The organism is Citrobacter sp. RHBSTW-01044 (assembly GCF_013781945.1).
Classification (GTDB): domain Bacteria; phylum Pseudomonadota; class Gammaproteobacteria; order Enterobacterales; family Enterobacteriaceae; genus Citrobacter; species Citrobacter braakii.
The window spans coordinates 54,711-71,216 of the sequence record NZ_CP056180.1; the positions used below are offsets into that span (position 1 = coordinate 54,711).

Annotated in this window: 15 protein-coding genes and 1 tRNA gene; 12 read left to right on the forward strand and 4 right to left on the reverse strand. The window is 51.0% G+C overall.

Annotated features, from left to right (window positions below; translation table 11 throughout):
* The first annotated feature begins 560 nt into the window (after nt 1–560).
* Both HV352_RS00280 and misL read left to right on the forward strand, forming a co-directional pair.
* Nucleotides 561–1,178 carry a helix-turn-helix transcriptional regulator gene (locus HV352_RS00280; protein ID WP_046276006.1) on the forward strand — a complete coding sequence of 206 codons (618 nt, stop codon included), beginning with the start codon at nt 561–563 and terminating at the stop codon, nt 1,176–1,178.
* 75 nt (nt 1,179–1,253) lie between these two features.
* The gene (gene misL, locus HV352_RS00285; protein WP_155574574.1) at nt 1,254–4,088 is read left to right on the forward strand and encodes an intestinal colonization autotransporter adhesin MisL; all 2,835 of its coding nucleotides are present in this window, start codon (nt 1,254–1,256) and stop codon (nt 4,086–4,088) included.
* A gap of 97 nt (nt 4,089–4,185) precedes the next feature.
* Here misL and HV352_RS00290 read toward each other — a convergent pair whose 3' ends face one another.
* Nucleotides 4,186–4,518, reverse strand: coding sequence for a DUF1493 family protein (locus HV352_RS00290; RefSeq protein ID WP_047415743.1), 333 nt, complete (start codon nt 4,516–4,518; stop codon nt 4,186–4,188).
* A 296-nt stretch (nt 4,519–4,814) separates the two neighbouring features.
* Nucleotides 4,815–5,105 carry a SymE family type I addiction module toxin gene (locus HV352_RS00295; protein ID WP_181635118.1) on the reverse strand — a complete coding sequence of 97 codons (291 nt, stop codon included), beginning with the start codon at nt 5,103–5,105 and terminating at the stop codon, nt 4,815–4,817.
* Between the two features lie 136 nt (nt 5,106–5,241).
* Between HV352_RS00295 and HV352_RS00300 the strand changes: the two genes are divergently transcribed.
* Nucleotides 5,242–5,433: a toxin-antitoxin system HicB family antitoxin gene (locus tag HV352_RS00300; RefSeq protein WP_003844491.1), complete on the forward strand. Its 192-nt coding sequence runs from the start codon at nt 5,242–5,244 to the stop codon at nt 5,431–5,433.
* Between the two features lie 70 nt (nt 5,434–5,503).
* On the opposite strand, the gene HV352_RS23820 is transcribed toward HV352_RS00300, so the two are convergent.
* Nucleotides 5,504–5,686, reverse strand: coding sequence for a DUF6680 family protein (locus HV352_RS23820; RefSeq protein WP_308457948.1), 183 nt, complete (start codon nt 5,684–5,686; stop codon nt 5,504–5,506).
* Between the two features lie 204 nt (nt 5,687–5,890).
* Nucleotides 5,891–5,985 (reverse strand) — tRNA-Sec (locus tag HV352_RS00305).
* Nucleotides 5,986–6,275: 290 nt separating this feature from the next.
* Between HV352_RS00305 and HV352_RS00310 the strand changes: the two genes are divergently transcribed.
* The 9 genes from HV352_RS00310 to HV352_RS00350 all read left to right on the forward strand — a co-directional run bounded on the left by HV352_RS00310 (nt 6,276) and on the right by HV352_RS00350 (nt 16,479).
* Nucleotides 6,276–7,658 carry a glycoside-pentoside-hexuronide family transporter gene (locus HV352_RS00310; RefSeq protein WP_016157778.1) on the forward strand — a complete coding sequence of 461 codons (1,383 nt, stop codon included), beginning with the start codon at nt 6,276–6,278 and terminating at the stop codon, nt 7,656–7,658.
* 10 nt (nt 7,659–7,668) lie between these two features.
* Nucleotides 7,669–9,987: an alpha-xylosidase gene (yicI, locus tag HV352_RS00315; RefSeq protein ID WP_181635119.1), complete on the forward strand. Its 2,319-nt coding sequence runs from the start codon at nt 7,669–7,671 to the stop codon at nt 9,985–9,987.
* Nucleotides 9,988–10,433: 446 nt separating this feature from the next.
* Entirely contained in the window at nt 10,434–11,987 is a 1,554-nt protein-coding gene (locus HV352_RS00320) for a PRD domain-containing protein (RefSeq protein ID WP_016155015.1), read from the forward strand.
* 26 nt (nt 11,988–12,013) lie between these two features.
* On the forward strand, nt 12,014–12,484 hold the full coding sequence (locus HV352_RS00325; protein ID WP_047415752.1) for a fructose PTS transporter subunit IIA: 471 nt from the start codon (nt 12,014–12,016) through the stop codon (nt 12,482–12,484).
* A gap of 19 nt (nt 12,485–12,503) precedes the next feature.
* Entirely contained in the window at nt 12,504–12,824 is a 321-nt protein-coding gene (locus HV352_RS00330) for a fructose PTS transporter subunit IIB (protein ID WP_016155014.1), read from the forward strand.
* A gap of 26 nt (nt 12,825–12,850) precedes the next feature.
* On the forward strand, nt 12,851–13,942 hold the full coding sequence (locus tag HV352_RS00335; protein WP_016157774.1) for a PTS fructose transporter subunit IIC: 1,092 nt from the start codon (nt 12,851–12,853) through the stop codon (nt 13,940–13,942).
* Nucleotides 13,943–13,953: 11 nt separating this feature from the next.
* Nucleotides 13,954–14,805, forward strand: a complete 852-nt coding sequence (locus tag HV352_RS00340; RefSeq protein ID WP_053388722.1) for a class II fructose-bisphosphate aldolase — start codon at nt 13,954–13,956, stop codon at nt 14,803–14,805.
* Nucleotides 14,806–14,885: 80 nt separating this feature from the next.
* Nucleotides 14,886–15,746: a ketose-bisphosphate aldolase gene (locus HV352_RS00345; protein WP_181635120.1), complete on the forward strand. Its 861-nt coding sequence runs from the start codon at nt 14,886–14,888 to the stop codon at nt 15,744–15,746.
* A gap of 49 nt (nt 15,747–15,795) precedes the next feature.
* Entirely contained in the window at nt 15,796–16,479 is a 684-nt protein-coding gene (locus tag HV352_RS00350) for a D-lyxose/D-mannose family sugar isomerase (protein WP_016155011.1), read from the forward strand.
* Nucleotides 16,480–16,506: the final 27 nt, after the last annotated feature.

The window sequence follows — 16,506 nt, forward strand, 5'->3', positions numbered from 1 at the left end:
ACTATAACGTATCACCGCGTGTGCCTACACATACCTTAAATTTTACATCCAAATCGTGAATATGCCTCACTCTTTGTACGTGATCGAAGATAAGAATTTCACTTAAGGATTAAAAATACTTTAAATACAACGTGTTACGTGTGTAAATTCTTAGGTGAGTATTAACTAATGTTAAATAATGAGAATTCATTACAGTTTTATCTGAATTCTCATTATATTTATCAACAGCACTTCAAGGGGGATTGAGTTATCAGGATTGTGTAATTAATAAGAGCCCCTTTCATTGGTTAATTTTTAGCAAATAGTGCTTTTTTAATTTTTATTCTGGGATTTGGATTTATGCATAAAATTCCTAATACCCAGACTGTTATTCTGAGATAAAGCAGAAAAAAGCTTAGCGCAATCGCATTGCTTACAGCCTATTCATAATAGCGTATCAGGAGTTTATTACATTTTTTAAGTGTCACTGTTATTAACTGACAAGGAATGTCATACGTGTCGGATTGACACATTTATTTACCAATGAAATATTTATGGAAAAATAACAGGAGTCATTTTTGATGAAGAGATCACCATCACAGAGTGTTCGTTGCATAAGCTGTGAATTATCCTGTCAATTATTTCCGGATACTGTGGTACGCGCCAGCTACTGTCACCGAGCCACTTTTGCGATCTGGCCAGAGGGAAATAGTTTTCTGCAAAAAGGAATTATTGAAAAACTTCTCCTTAATAATCAAAATCATTTGTCGCGTGGGTTTATTTTTGTGGACTTTTCCTTCCCAAACCTGCGCCTGTTCGCCGATCCGCAATGGGTTGACCGGCTGGCCTACAGCGGTATGTATATTGTGTTGATAGCGGACAGGAATCTCGCGCCGTTAGCCAACTACTGGCTGTCGAAAAGCAATAAAATACAAGGGATTATATATTCCGATGATGATGATGAAGTTCAGCATCAGAAAATTCGCCGATTATTTACCGGCCACCTTGCGAACAGTAAACGCGGACGCTCACTCAACTATACAGAAATGATATTACTGAAGCGGTTTGTGTCAGGGAAAAGTATTCAGCAAATTACCAAAATAGATAATATAGATATTAAGAAAATATATGTCTACAAGCTCAGGCTTGAAGATAAATTAGGCCATAGCATTCATCAAATACTGTCGAATATTTTATAACGCATTTTTGATTTTTACTATTTTCACATCTTTGCGATGTGGTGGACGCCCTACGCCCGAAAGCAGGAGGCTATTATGAAAAAACCTAAGCATTACTCACGCATTGCGATAGCGGTATCAACCGCGTTAACGTCAATGGTATTTTCAACCCACGCGGCCTGGATTGATATTGATAGTCTTCCTGCCAGTGGATTGGTGAGCAGTCTTTCGCCGGAGTTGCAGGCTTTATTTCCTGCACAGACGAATGACAGTTTCAAAAAAAACAGCGAAACGCCGAATTATGTTTATCAGTGGAGTGCCGGTACCATTCCCGTTTATGGTCATGGATTAACGCTGAATGGGCCAGGAGGAGAAGCCTTCGAACACACCATTACCGTTATTCAGAACAGCGCGACGGGTAGCCCGGGCGTTATTTTCGGTGACGACCTTACGATTCGCACACAGTCAAAGAATGCCGCTAATAATGGTAAAGATGTTGACGGTATCCGCACGCACGGGGCTAATACGCCGGATAATCCAGTCTTTATTATCACCGGGGATCGCACCAGTATTTATGTGGACGGCCAGGATGGTGATGGTATTAACGCCGGATACAACGTCATCGGTCAGGGTGGGATAGGCTCAGCAAACATCTACGTCGGCGACGATCTGTATATTCAAACCACCGGTAACCAGGGACGTGGCATCACCGCCAACGCGTTTAGAGACGCAACGCTTGCCAAAAATACGATTATTGTCGGCGATCGTGCCCACATTGTGACTACCGGTAACAGCTCAGAGGGAATCCGCTCCGGACAGAGCGGGTCCTCAATCCGCCTTGGCAATGACGCCACCATCGAGACATCGGGCACTTCCTCAATAGGGGTCTACGCCGCCTCATCTTCCAAAACGGAACTGGGCAATAACGCCACTATTTCGGTGAGCGGAGCCAGCGCCCATGCGGTCTATTCCTATAATGCGACGGTGAATCTGGGTGATAATGCGACGATTCGTGTTAACAGCATCGATAAAGTTTACTCATTCAGCAAGGCCCCACGCGGCCTGTATGCGATTTCACGCGGCACGGTAAATCTCGGTGGCGGCGCTACTATTGCTATGGCGGGCAATCACAGCAATGAAAGCTATGCCATCAGTACAGAAACGGGCGGCATCGTCGACGGTTCTGCTGGCGGGCGTTTCCTTATCGACGGCGATCTTCACGCCGCCGGTGCTACTGCCGCAAACAACACCCAGCCGCAGCAAAACAGTACCATCAAACTCAATATGACTGACAACTCGTTGTGGAGTGGGGCGTCATACGTCACCAGCGCCACTGCCGGGACGGGGGTTATCTCGCTGCAAATGAGCGATGCGACCTGGAACATGACCAACAGCTCAACGCTCACTGACCTGACTCTGAACGGCGGGTCAGTGGTGAACTTTGGGCATGCTGACGGCGAACCGTGGCAGACGCTTACTATCAATGAAGATTTTACCGGCAACGGCGGAAAACTCGTTTTCAATACCGTCCTGAATGACGATACCTCCGAAACCGACAAGCTGAAAGTGCTCGGCAACACCGCGGGTAACGCATTTGTGGCAGTGAACAATATTGGCGGAACCGGGGCGCAAACCATTGAAGGTATTGAGATCATCGAAGTGGCCGGTAATTCTGACGGTACTTTTGAGAAAGCGGGCCGTATTGTTGCCGGTGCGTACGACTATAACGTGGTGCAAAAGGGCAGCAACTGGTATCTGACCAGCTTTATTCCTGCTCCGCCGGATCCGGAAGAGCCGGACCCCGTCGATCCGGACCCGGTTGACCCTATTGACCCAGATCCCGTTGACCCGGACCCGGTTGACCCTATTGACCCAGGTCCTGTTGACCCGGACCCGGTCGATCCTGTCGACCCGATTATCCCTGAGCCGGAAGAACCTGTTGCGCCCCCTGTCACTGAGCAGCAGTACCGCCCGGAAGCAGGCAGTTATCTGGCGAACAACTACGCTGCTAACACGCTGTTCATGACCCGACTCCACGATCGTCTGGGCGAAACGCAGTACGTCGATATGCTGACGGGCGAGAAAAAAGTCACCAGTCTGTGGATGCGTAACGTCGGGGCACATACCCGCTTCAAAGACAGTAGCGGGCAGTTGAAAACCCAAAGCAACAGCTATGTCTTGCAGTTAGGCGGTGACCTGGCGCAGTGGAGTAGCGATGGCCTCGACCGCTGGCACCTCGGCGCGATGGCTGGTTATGCCAACAGCCAGAACCGCACGCAGTCCAGTCTGACCGGCTACCATTCACGTGGTCAGGTCACTGGTTACAGCGTGGGACTGTACGGCACCTGGTATGCCAATGACGCTGACAAGACCGGCACTTATGTAGACACCTGGGTGCTGTACAACTGGTTTGATAACAAGGTGATGGGTCAGGAGCAGGCGACGGAGAAATATAAATCCAGCGGGATCACCGCTTCTGTTGAAGCCGGTTACAGCTTCAAACTGGGTGAAAACGAGCGCAACAGCTATTGGCTGCAACCGAAAGCTCAGGTGGTGTGGATGGACGTGCAGGCCGACAGCCACCGCGAAGCGAACGGCACCCGCGTGAAGGACAACACCGATGGCAACCTGATGACCCGTCTGGGGGTAAAAGCCTTTATTAACGGTCACAACGCCATCGACGACGGTAAATCTCGTGAGTTCCAGCCGTTTGTTGAAGCCAACTGGATCCACAACACGCAGACGACTCGCGTGAAGATGGACGATGTGAGCAACGACATGCGTGGCACCAAGAACATTGGTGAGCTGAAAGTCGGCGTTGAAGGCCAAATCACTCCGCGGCTCAACGTGTGGAGCAACGTGGCCCAACAGGTCGGCGATAAAGGCTACAGCGATACTCGCGGTATGCTGGGCGTGAAATATAACTTTTGACGTAACTGCAGGTGACAGAAAGCCGCTGATTAATGGGTCAGCGGCTTTATTTTTTGGGGAAGCGGTAGGTCGGATAAATGGCATCCGTCAATAAGGTTCAGTCATAAAGCCATTTACCCGCTTTTGCAGACTCTGCCAGCATGCGGAGTGTTAATGGCTGTGGCTCATCGTCATCTCTGCTACAGGTAAACATTGCATAAAGTATGAATGTCTCAATAGGCCAATATTTATAGAAATCGAAATTGGCGCAATCAACATTGAAAGTTGCAAAGTAAGCATCCATGATGTCTGCGCCCGTTTCACTGGCCCACACATAATCTCCCGTTGAAAGGCCGGTATCGAGAGTGACTGGCCAACGCTTTTTAAAGAATAAGCTGGGTTTATTAAATGTTTCATCGTACCAGGCGATGATATCATCATCACTTACCATAGCTTATCTTTACCTCTGACGTCTTTGAGACAGAGATAAACAGTAATTGCCATTTTAACAACTCATTTTGTTGAAAAATAATATATGAGGGTTTTTACGATTGGTTTGCAATAGTGAAAACATTAATAATAGAGAAAAATAAATAAATCATTCCACAGTTAAATTTAAAATAGCCATATATAATTAGGATGATTGGTTATGGAAGAGTGATTCATTTTGAAAGTAGGCCGGATAAGCGTTAGCGCCATCCGGCACCTGGTAAACCTATAAGTAACGCTTACAGGTTCAGTTATATGTTACTGAAGAGTCGCCAGCGTGCTCCCAATTCTATTCAGCTTCTGATTTGCCTCTTTCAACTCATCCTGCAACCGTTGCTCCTGCTCACCATAGACCATCAGGACGATGCAGCGATTCATCACTTTTACGGTAATCTGTTGCCCGGTATCAAACCCCGCTTCGCGTAGCCACTTGCCGGAAAGAATAATTTTGGGTGTGGATTTGTCGAAAACATTCGGGCGATATCCCACAATTACCGAACGCTCGGTTCCAGATTGGTCGGTGTCTGGGGTAGAATGCGAATCAGCCATAATCAACTCCTTGATAGTTGGTGAGGTTAGCTCTCGTCGGGTACTGCGAATACCGGGCGAGAGCGTTTATGAGTCAGGTCGTCAGATATAAAGGTACGTACCTGATTGGTGGTATACTGCTCTTGTAGGTACGTACATGTCAACAGCTAAACGCGACCCAAATCAGTCTAAATCCGGAAAAGCACCAACTTTCCAGATTCGTATCACACCCGAGTTAAAGGCGCAGTTCGAGGCTGCGGCAAAGGCAGAGGGGATGAGTTTGGGGAATTGGCTCAAAACCTTGGGGAGAAATGAATTACGTAAATTAGGTATTGAGCCAGAAATGTAGGTTAGTTCTATTAAGAATTTTGAGCGTCAGAGGATTCGGGAAAAGAAACTACATCCATTTTCAATGCTGTTTAACCAGAGAAAATTGAAGCCATCCCTTTGCGAATTTTTAGATTATCTAAATTTATTTGCCCGTGAGCAACAGCTATATAAATAGTATTCTGCAAATGAACTCGATCAAAATCGTAGCCTATATCTTTAGCCATAACAGAAAGTAAATTCGCAAAAAGTCTATGGCTAGTCTGATCCCATATCGTGTTACCACTCTCACTTTCTGGAAAGTGTGTGCATAAAGGAGTGTTTTTCGATAAGTTTTTGTACTCGGACTGCGAGCAAAGGACTTAAAAGTGTAGCAAAACAGTAGCGGCAGTTAGTGCTAAATTTATTGTCTTTTCCTTAATTCTGAAGGTTATGACAATTGAGACGAAATAAAATCTTTGAGGATGATATGAGCATTTTGGCGGAAGATCACAGGAGTCGAACCTGCCCGGGAACGCTGGCGTCCCCAACTGGATTTGAAGTCCAGCCACCTCACCGGAGATGACGATCTTCCGCGCCTCGATTGCTACATGGAGGCGGGGCGCATTATAGCTACTTCCAAACGTTTCCACACCCCCTCACTCACTTTTTTAACTTCCGTTTCTCTAAACCATGACCAGTTTCAAATAAATCCCCGCAAAATCCATTACTTACACTTAGACACATTTTTAGACGCTACGCTGATCACAGAAAACAAGAATCGTAATTTGATAACGAGATATCGGAATACCCGCGCTCACAGGGATGGTTTACAAGAACTGTAACCGGTATCAGGGCGTGTGAAAGTGCTAACAAGGATGCGTAATGAAAAGTGAAATTCTGTCTGTTAAAGAGAAGATTGGCTACGGAATGGGCGATGCGGCTAGCCACATTATCTTCGATAACGTCATGTTATATATGATGTTCTTCTATACCGATATTTTTGGTATCCCAGCCGGATTTGTCGGCACCATGTTCTTACTGGCCCGCGCGCTGGATGCCATCTCAGACCCTTGCATGGGGCTGCTGGCCGACCGTACCCGTTCGCGCTGGGGGAAATTCCGACCATGGGTGCTGTTTGGCGCACTTCCGTTTGGTCTGGTTTGCGTGCTGGCCTACAGCACGCCGGATCTCAGCCTGAACGGCAAAATGATTTATGCCGCAATCACCTACACGCTGCTGACCCTGCTTTATACCGTGGTCAATATTCCCTACTGCGCGCTGGGCGGCGTGATCACTAATGACCCAACGCAGCGTATCTCCCTGCAATCATGGCGCTTTGTGCTGGCGACGGCGGGCGGCATGCTCTCCACCGTGCTGATGATGCCGCTGGTGAATCTGATTGGTGGCGAGGATAAAGCGTTCGGCTTTCAAGGTGGGATTGCGGTGCTCTCCGTGGTGGCGTTCCTGATGCTGGCGTTCTGCTTCTTCACTACCAAAGAACGCGTGGAAGCGCCGCCGAGCACCACCTCTATGCGTGAAGACCTGCGCGACATCTGGCAAAACGACCAATGGCGCATCGTCGGCCTGCTGACCATCCTCAATATTCTGGCCGTCTGCGTTCGTGGCGGGGCGATGATGTATTACGTCACCTGGATTTTGGGTAAGCCGGAGGTGTTTGTCGCCTTTCTCACCGCCTATTGCGTCGGCAACCTGATCGGCTCTGCGCTGGCAAAACCGCTGACCGACTGGAAATGCAAAGTCAGCGTCTTCTGGTGGACCAACGCTGCGCTGGCGGTAGCGAGCCTGGCGATGTTCTTTGTGCCGATGCACGCCAGCATCACCATGTTTATCTTTATTTTTGTCATTGGTGTACTGCACCAGCTCGTTACGCCAATCCAGTGGGTAATGATGTCCGACACCGTTGATTACGGCGAATGGTGCAACGGTAAACGCCTGACGGGGATCAGCTTTGCGGGCACGTTGTTCGTGCTCAAGCTGGGTCTGGCGCTCGGCGGGGCGCTGATCGGCTGGATGCTGGCGGGCGGGGGCTACGACGCCGCCGCGAAAACCCAGAACAGCGCCACCATTAACATCATCATCGCCCTGTTCACCATTGTCCCGGCGATTTGTTACCTGCTGAGTGCCGTGATTGCCAAACGCTTCTATACCCTGAAAACGCCGTATCTGACGGAAATTATGAGTCAGTTGGCTCAGGGCGCGCGCCGCAACCAGCAGGATTTCACGACGAAAGAATTACAGAACTAAGGAACTGACGATGAAAATTAGCGATGGAAACTGGCTGACCCAACCTGGACTGAATTTAATACACCCAATTCAGGTGTTCGACGTTGAACAGCAGGGTAACGAGATGATTGTCTACGTTGCGCCGCGCGATGTGCGTGAACGTACCTGGCAACTGGATACCCCACTCTTCACCCTACGCTTTTTCTCGCCGCAGGAAGGTGTGGTTGGCGTGCGTATGGAACACTTCCAGGGCGCGCTGGATACCGGCCCGCATTACCCGCTGAACGTGTTGCAGGACGTCAATGTTGAGATGCGAAACACCGCTGAATTTGCCGAACTGAAGAGCGGCAATCTGAGCGTTCGGGTGACCAAAGGTGAGTTCTGGTCGCTGGATTTCCTGCGTAATGGTGAACGTATTACCGGCAGTCAGCTAAAGAATAGCGGTTACGTACAGGATACCCACAGCGGGCGTAACTATATGTTTGAGCGTCTGGATTTGGGCGTGGGAGAAACGGTGTACGGGCTGGGTGAGCGTTTTACCGCGTTGGTACGTAACGGCCAGACGGTGGAAACCTGGAACCGCGATGGCGGTACCAGTACCGAGCAGTCTTACAAGAACATCCCGTTTTATCTCACCAACCGCGGCTACGGCGTGCTGGTGAACCATCCGCAGTGCGTGTCGTTTGAAATCGGCTCTGAGAAAGTGTCGAAAGTTCAGTTCAGCGTTGAAAGCGAGTATCTGGAATATTTCGTCATCGACGGCCCAACGCCGAAGGCGGTGCTGGATCGCTATACCCGCTTTACCGGCCGTCCGGCGTTGCCGCCAGCCTGGTCGTTCGGTCTGTGGCTGACCACATCGTTCACCACCAATTACGACGAAGCGACGGTGAACAGCTTTATCGACGGTATGGCCGAGCGCAATCTGCCGCTGCACGTCTTTCACTTCGACTGTTTCTGGATGAAGGCCTTCCAGTGGTGCGACTTTGAGTGGGACCCGGTGACCTTCCCGGACCCGGAAGGCATGATCCGCCGCCTGAAAGAGAAAGGGCTGAAGGTGTGCGTATGGATAAACCCCTACATCGGTCAGAAATCCCCGCTGTTCAATGAACTGAAAGCGAAAGGGTATCTGCTCAAGCGCCCGGACGGTTCCCTGTGGCAATGGGATAAATGGCAGCCGGGCCTGGCGATTTATGACTTCACTAATCCACAAGCCTGCGAGTGGTATGCCAACAAGCTGAAAGGTCTGGTGGATATCGGCGTTGACTGCTTCAAAACTGACTTTGGCGAACGCATCCCCACGGATGTGCAGTGGTTTGACGGTGCCGATCCGCAGAAGATGCACAACCATTATGCGTACATCTACAACGAACTGGTGTGGAACGTGCTGAAAGAAACCGTCGGTGAAGAAGAGGCGGTGCTGTTCGCCCGTTCGGCCTCCGTGGGCGCACAGCAGTTTCCGGTGCACTGGGGCGGCGACTGCTACGCCAACTATGAATCGATGGCGGAAAGCCTGCGCGGTGGCTTGTCTATTGGCCTGTCAGGCTTTGGCTTCTGGAGCCACGATATCGGCGGCTTTGAGAATACTGCTCCGGCGCACGTCTACAAGCGCTGGTGTGCGTTTGGGCTGCTCTCCAGCCACAGCCGCCTGCATGGCAGTAAATCCTACCGTGTGCCATGGGCGTACGATGACGAATCCTGCGATGTGGTGCGCTACTTCACCGAACAGAAATGCCGCATGATGCCGTACCTGTATCGCGAAGCAGCGCGTGCTAATGCGCAAGGCACCCCGATGATGCGCGCGATGATGCTGGAGTTCCCGGACGATCCGGCGTGTGATTATCTCGACCGCCAGTACATGCTGGGCGATAGCGTGATGGTCGCGCCGGTGTTTAGCGAGGCGGGCGATGTGCAGTTCTACCTGCCGGAAGGACGCTGGACGCATCTGTGGCGTAATGATGAGGTGGCCGGCAGCCGCTGGCATAAGCAGCAGCATGACTTCCTGAGTCTGCCGGTTTATGTGCGTGACAATACCCTGCTGGCGCTGGGCAGCAATAACCAGAAGCCGGACTACGCCTGGCACGAAGGGACAGCGTTCCAGCTGTTCCATCTGCAAGAGGGCCGGAAAGCACTCTGTGAAGTTCCGGCTGCTGACGGCTCGGTTATCTTCACGCTGAAGGCGACGCGTGTAGGTAATACCATCACTGTGAAAGGGAATGGTGAGGCACGTAACTGGACGTTGTGCCTGCGAAATATTCAGAAAATTGGCGGCATTAAATGCGGGTCGCATATGGGCAGCGAGCTGGGTGTAGTTATTACTCCACAGGGCAGTGAGCTGACGATTACCTTGTAAGCATGTGTCGACGTGGTGCCGGATGCGTCTTATCCGGCCCACGCCGCGAGCAGCGTTCCAGATCTGAAAATCAAAAACATCCCGACTTAAATTTTTACCTCACCATATTTGCGAGCGCTATCACTCTAATTCCCGCGAAAAATGTGATCTGCGCCGTAAATATCTCACTATTTCCTCTTTTTGTCTTATTTCTGTCCGGAATACAGGACACGATTTAGTATTGTTGGCGCATCATAGTCCTCTTATATTTATCATCACGGATTACACGTGGAGCATAAATGCTTCTTTATAACCTAAATAATTCGAGTTGCAGGAAGGCGGCGACGCAGCGAATCCCCTGAGCGTACATAAGTACGTGACAGGGGTGAGCGAGGAAAGCCAACGCACATGCAGCTTGAAGTATGACGGGTATAGATATTTAATCTGGTATGTAATAAGGGTAAATAATGCAAATGATTACCTCGCGACAAAACAGATTATTAAAGTTTCTTCTTTCCCGGAAGGAATATGTTACGCTGCTAAAAATTGCCGAGTATTTATCTGTTTCAGAGAAGACCGTCCAGCGCGATCTGCGGTTACTGGAACAATGGTTATCGGAATGGAAAATATCTATCGATAAACGTGCCGGTGCGGGCGTGATATTAAGTGCCGATAACATTACGGACCTTTTATATCTGGATCAGTTATTAGGGTCGGAGGGTGATGATGCTGACGGCATGATGAATAATTCACGGCGGGTTAAGATAGCCTCGCAATTATTAAGTGAAACGCCGCATGAAACATCGATCAATAAATTATCCGAACGTTATTTTATTAGTAGTGCATCGATTGTTAACGATCTGAAAGTGATTGAATCGTGGATTACCCCGCTGGGCCTGTCGCTGATTCGCAGCCAGAGTGGTACACACATTGAAGGCAGCGAGAGCGGCGTGCGCCAGGCGATGGCGTCGCTGATTAACGGTGTGATTAACCATAATGAACCTGGAAGCGTGATTTATTCACGACTTGATCCGGGCAGTTATAAAGCGTTAGTGCATTACTTCGGCGAAGAAGACGTTTTATTTGTCCAGACGCTGTTGCAGGAAATGGAGAACGATCTGTGCTGGTCGCTGGGCGAGCCTTATTACGTCAATATCTTTACTCATATTCTGATCATGATGTACCGCATTACGCGGGGCAATGCGCTGCCGAGAAAAGAAGAAAGCATCACGTCATGTGATGAGAACATTTTTTCCATTGCCAGTCGCATGATTCAGCATATCGAAAAACGCATTGCCCACCCGCTGCCGGAAGACGAAGTCTGGTTTATTTATCAATATATTATCTCCTCCGGTATGGTGATTGAAGAGCATAACGATGTGAGCGTAATTGGCCATATGCACTCCAGCGACGAAGCACGCTTGATTACCCATCGGCTGATTGCCACCTTCGCCGAAATGGTTGACTGCGATCTTAGCCAGGACACTGCGCTGTATGACGGATTGCTGATTCATATTAAGCCGCTGATTAACCGCCTGAACTACCAGATCCGCATTCGTAATCCGCTGCTGGAGGACATTAAAGGCGAGTTGCAGGACGTCTGGCGTTTGACACAGTGCGCGGTGAATCGGGTGTTTAGCGGCTGGGGCGAGCGGGCCGTGTCGGATGATGAGGTGGGATATTTAACCGTGCATTTTCAGGCCGCGATGGAGCGTCAGATAGCGCGTAAACGTGTGCTGCTGGTTTGCTCAACCGGTATCGGCACCTCTCACTTACTCAAAAGCCGCATTCTGCGCGCCTTTCCGGACTGGACCATCGTCGGCGTGGTGTCGGCAGGCAGCTTGCCCTCCGTCCTGACGGACGATATTGAACTGGTGGTATCGACGATCAATTTACCTGCCGTTGCCATGCCGGTCGTGTATGTCACCGCCTTCTTCAATGATGCGGATATTAAGCGGGTAACAGAAACGGTTATTACGGAAAAATTACATCGGGCGACGTCGCTGGTCGTTGAAAATTAATGTCTGAACTCCATGAGGTATGATTTATGGACATCACGAAAATACTCAATACAAATCGCGTTATTTTGGACATGAAGGCCACAAACAAAACGGAGGTTATTGAGGAACTGACAGATATTCTGCAAAAAGATGGGGTAATTAGCTGCCGGGAAACGTTTATTCAGGATGTCTGGCAGCGTGAATCAGAAGGCTCGACCGGCTTCGAAAATCATATTGCGATTCCGCACGGGAAATCCTCGGCGGTGGTCAATACCACACTGGCGATTGGGCGTACCCGCCAGGATATTCCCTGGGAAACCCTGGACGGCAGCAACGTGCGCTGCATCATTCTGTTTGCCGTACGCCTTGAAGATCAAAACACTACCCATATTCGTCTGCTTTCGCAGGTTGCTGGCGCGTTGGCGGATGACGACATTATTGAACAACTGTTAGTCGAAAGCAGTCCACAGAAAATTATTGAGCTTTTTAGCCAATATGCTGAATCCAATGTCTGCTAAATAATACGTGGAGCATGTTATGAATATTGTTTGTGTTGCCGCCTGTACGGCGGGTATTGCGCACACCTATATTGCCCGTGAGAAGTTAATTAAAGGTGCTAAAGCGCTTGGTCATAATATAAGAGTCGAAACCCAGGGGACTATCGGCACGGAAAACGAACTGCTGACAGAGGACATTTCTGCTGCTGATGTCGTGATTCTTGCTGTGGATGTGAAAATAAAAGGGGAGGAACGATTTTTAAATAAACGTATTGTGCGAGTAAAAACTGAAATCGTCATAAAATCGCCCATTCAGTTTCTTGAAAAGGTCGAAAAATCATTAGTTAATAATAACCAGTAGCGATCCCCATTCTGGAGGGATTTCACATGAGTGAAAATAAAATTCCGCTATCTCAGGAAATAAAAAGACATTTATTAACGGGGATTTCGTGGATGATCCCGTTAATTGTTGCCGCCGGGATCTGTATTGCTCTCGGGCAAATACTTGGCGGTACTAACGTGGGTGAAAAAACAGGAACCATACCCTGGATGCTCAACCAGATTGGCGGCTGGGGGATGGGGTTAATCGTACCGCTGATTAGCGCGGCGATTGCGTACTCTATTGCTGACCGCCCCGGATTCGCACCGGGTCTGATTGTCGGCTTTGTCTGCGGTGAAATTCATACCGGTTTTATCGGCGGGATGCTGGGCGGTTTTCTGGTCGGTTATACCGTCCTGCTGCTCAAGCGCTATATCCGTTTGCCGCAGTCGATGCAGGGGTTGATGCCCATCATGGTGCTGCCGGTACTGAGTACCGTCATTGGCGGCCTGTTGATGATGACGCTCATTGGCAAACCGATAGCCTGGCTGCAGGACGCGTTGATTCATCTGCTGGAGTCCATGCAGGGCGGGTCACGCTTTTTAATGGGGGCCATCCTTGGCGCAATGGCGACATTCGACTTTGGCGGACCGGTGAATAAAACCATGTCGCTATTTGCTGACGGCATGTTGGTCAGCGGCGTGTACGGTCCGGAAGCGGTGAAGTTTGTCGGTTCGATAATCCCTCCGTTCGGCATTACGCTCTCCTTTTTGCTGACGCGTCACAAGTACACCCGTGCGGAGCGCGAGGCGCTGAAAGCGGCATTCCCGATGGGGATCTGCATGATTACCGAAGGGGTCATTCCCATTGCGGCGCGCGACCTGCTGCGCGTGGTGGGGTCCTGCGTGGTGGCCTCGGCGATAGCGGGCGGTCTGATTATGGTGTGGGGCGTCGAAAGCCCGGTACCGCACGGCGGTATGTTCGTGGTCCCGCTCTTTACGCATCCGCTACTGTTTTGCCTGGCGCTGGGGATCGGCACGGTGATTTGCGGCGTCATGCTGTCGTTGTGGAAGAAACCGGTGACCGAACGTGACGAAGAGTTTGATGAACTTAGCGATCAAAAGCTGAAAGACGAAGAGATCACCTTCACCCTGGAATAACCGGAGGCCGTATGTTTGCCGATATGAAAAGCATGGTGACGAAAGCCTGGCGCGAGCAGTACGCGCTGCTGGCCATCAACTGTATGAACCTGGAAAGCGCCCGTGCGGCGGTGCGGGCGGCTGAGAAACACCGTGCGCCCATCATTCTGAATCTGTATCAGGGGCATCTGGGCCATTTTCCTGCACCGATAGCGGTGGCGGTCGTCAAAACGCTGGCAGAGGAAGCGTCGGTACCGGTCGCGCTGGCGCTGGATCATGGAAAGGACCCAGTGCGCATTCGACAGGCTTTTCGCGCCGGATTCAGCGGGTTAATGATCGACGCCTCCGCCTTTGCGCTGGAGGAGAACATTCGCCAGACCCGGGCGGTGGTTGAGCTCGCGACCAGCGTTTCTCTGTGCGTGGAAGGTGAGCTGGGGCATCTGGCCGACGCCCCGCGCTATGATCACGCAGCTAACGCTGATTTGATGACCCAGGCCGCCGATGTGGAGCCCTTTATCCAACAGACCGGTATCGATTTACTGGCGGTCTCGGTCGGCACGGCACATGGCATGTACGCGCCAGGTGTCATACCCGCCATTGATTTCCAGCGACTGGAGGAAATTGCCCGTTTATCAACGGTGCCGCTGGCGCTGCATGGCGGCAGCGGGACGCCGTTTGACCAGCTACAGCGCTGCCCGACGTTTGGCGTCGCCAAGATAAACGTTGGCGCGGCGGTTTTCGAGGCCGGAAAGGCTGCTCTGCTGCATACCCTGTGTCGCGACACATCCGGTGAACTCGTTGATGCCCTGGCCCTGATGGAGCAGGCCTGCGAGGAAGCCATTATTCCGTACCTGCAGGCCAGCGGCGCTATCGACAAAGCCTGATTCGTTTTCTGTAACGCCTTCTATGCCTCTGCGACGACGCACTGGCAGGGCTTTCTACACCCTGAAACTGGAGAATTAACATGTTAGTTTCGATGAAAGAATTACTGCAACCTACCCGTCAGCACGGTTTTGCCATCGGCGCATTCAACGTGGCGGACAGCTGCTTTGTACGTGCAGTAGTGGAAGAAGCGGAAGCAACCAATACCCCGGCGATTATCTCCATTCACCCCAGCGAGCATGATTTTGTAGGCGATGCGTTTTTTAGCTACGTCCGTGATATCACTCTGCGCAGCACGGTTCCCTTTACTCTGCATCTGGACCACGGCGCTTCGGTCGAGCATGTCCTGCGGGCGATTCAGTGTGGGTTTACCTCGGTGATGATTGATGGCTCGCTGTTGCCGTATGAAGAGAACGTGGCGCTGACCCGCGAAGTGGTCAAGCTGGCGCATGCGGTAGGCGTTTCGGTGGAGGGGGAACTGGGTACGATTGGTCAAACCGGGACGTCAGTGGAAGGCGGTGTATCGAAGGTCACTTATACCGATCCTGATCAGGCACAGGATTTTATCGCCCGTACCGGCGCGGACACGCTGGCGGTGGCGATTGGAACTGCACACGGCATCTACCCGAAAGGGATGCAGCCAGAGCTGCAAATGCACATCCTGCGTGAGATTGCCGGGCGAGTGGACATTCCGCTGGTGCTGCACGGAGGTTCCGCGAACCCGGATGCGGAAATTGCCGAGTCCGTTACGCTGGGCGTTGGCAAAATCAACATTTCCAGCGATATGAAATACGCTTACTTCCAGAAAGTCCGCGAAATCCTGGCGAAAGAAACCTGGTGGGACCCGAACGTTATTTACCCGGAAGCCATTAGCGCCGCGCGGGATGTGATCCGTCACAAAATGAAACTGTTCGGCTCAACCGGCAAAGCGTCACTTTACTAACCGCATACAGGCGGGGTGACCCGCCTTTTTCGCAACAAGGAAAAGTGGAATGAAGCGTTCACACATTAATTATGCCGTCGATAAAGCGCATGCCATCGCCGAGACTTTTCGGGTTTGCCTGCCTGACTTTGCGTATTTTACGGCTGATGCCTGGCGGCAACAGGATCACACTCTGTGGCGTGAAGTGCTCGATCTCCAACTGGGCTGGGATATAACCGACTTTGGGCGCGGAGATTTTGCGCAAACGGGGCTGACGTTACTGACGTTGCGCAATGGTCAGTTAGGGTCAGCCAGCTACCCCAAACCGTACGCCGAAAAGATGCTGCAGATTCAGCAGGATCAGCAGACGCCATGGCATTTTCATCGCCATAAAATGGAAGATATCGTTAACCGCGGCGGCGGTGATTTATGTATGCAGTTGGCGTGGGCTACGCCCGATGACGGGTATGATGCCCGGCGCATTGTTGAGGTTAGCGTCGATGGTCAGCGGCGTTCCGTTGACGCTGGCGAGACGCTGGTATTGAAACCGGGGCAGGGGGTATGCCTGCCGCCGCGGTTGTATCATCGCTTTTGGGCGGAGAAAGCGTTCGTGCTGGGCTGGGAGATCTCGATGGTCAATGACGACCTGCATGACAATCACTTCCTTGAGCCAGGCGGTCGCTTCCCGGCGATAGAAGAGGATGAGCCGGTGAAGTGGCTGTTGTGCAGTGAATATGCGCGCTTACAGCGATAAACGGCGACCCGGTCGGCAAATCGCCGC

What these genes read in the sequence shown, in the direction of transcription:
- HV352_RS00280 (WP_046276006.1), top strand. Translation starts at nt 561, where the DNA reads ATGAAGAGATCACCATCACAGAGTGTTCGTTGCATAAGCTGTGAATTA.
- misL (WP_155574574.1), top strand. Translation starts at nt 1,254, where the DNA reads ATGAAAAAACCTAAGCATTACTCACGCATTGCGATAGCGGTATCAACC.
- HV352_RS00290 (WP_047415743.1), bottom strand. Translation starts at nt 4,518, where the DNA reads ATGGTAAGTGATGATGATATCATCGCCTGGTACGATGAAACATTTAAT.
- HV352_RS00295 (WP_181635118.1), bottom strand. Translation starts at nt 5,105, where the DNA reads ATGGCTGATTCGCATTCTACCCCAGACACCGACCAATCTGGAACCGAG.
- HV352_RS00300 (WP_003844491.1), top strand. Translation starts at nt 5,242, where the DNA reads ATGTCAACAGCTAAACGCGACCCAAATCAGTCTAAATCCGGAAAAGCA.
- HV352_RS00310 (WP_016157778.1), top strand. Translation starts at nt 6,276, where the DNA reads ATGAAAAGTGAAATTCTGTCTGTTAAAGAGAAGATTGGCTACGGAATG.
- yicI (WP_181635119.1), top strand. Translation starts at nt 7,669, where the DNA reads ATGAAAATTAGCGATGGAAACTGGCTGACCCAACCTGGACTGAATTTA.
- HV352_RS00320 (WP_016155015.1), top strand. Translation starts at nt 10,434, where the DNA reads ATGCAAATGATTACCTCGCGACAAAACAGATTATTAAAGTTTCTTCTT.
- HV352_RS00325 (WP_047415752.1), top strand. Translation starts at nt 12,014, where the DNA reads ATGGACATCACGAAAATACTCAATACAAATCGCGTTATTTTGGACATG.
- HV352_RS00330 (WP_016155014.1), top strand. Translation starts at nt 12,504, where the DNA reads ATGAATATTGTTTGTGTTGCCGCCTGTACGGCGGGTATTGCGCACACC.
- HV352_RS00335 (WP_016157774.1), top strand. Translation starts at nt 12,851, where the DNA reads ATGAGTGAAAATAAAATTCCGCTATCTCAGGAAATAAAAAGACATTTA.
- HV352_RS00340 (WP_053388722.1), top strand. Translation starts at nt 13,954, where the DNA reads ATGTTTGCCGATATGAAAAGCATGGTGACGAAAGCCTGGCGCGAGCAG.
- HV352_RS00345 (WP_181635120.1), top strand. Translation starts at nt 14,886, where the DNA reads ATGTTAGTTTCGATGAAAGAATTACTGCAACCTACCCGTCAGCACGGT.
- HV352_RS00350 (WP_016155011.1), top strand. Translation starts at nt 15,796, where the DNA reads ATGAAGCGTTCACACATTAATTATGCCGTCGATAAAGCGCATGCCATC.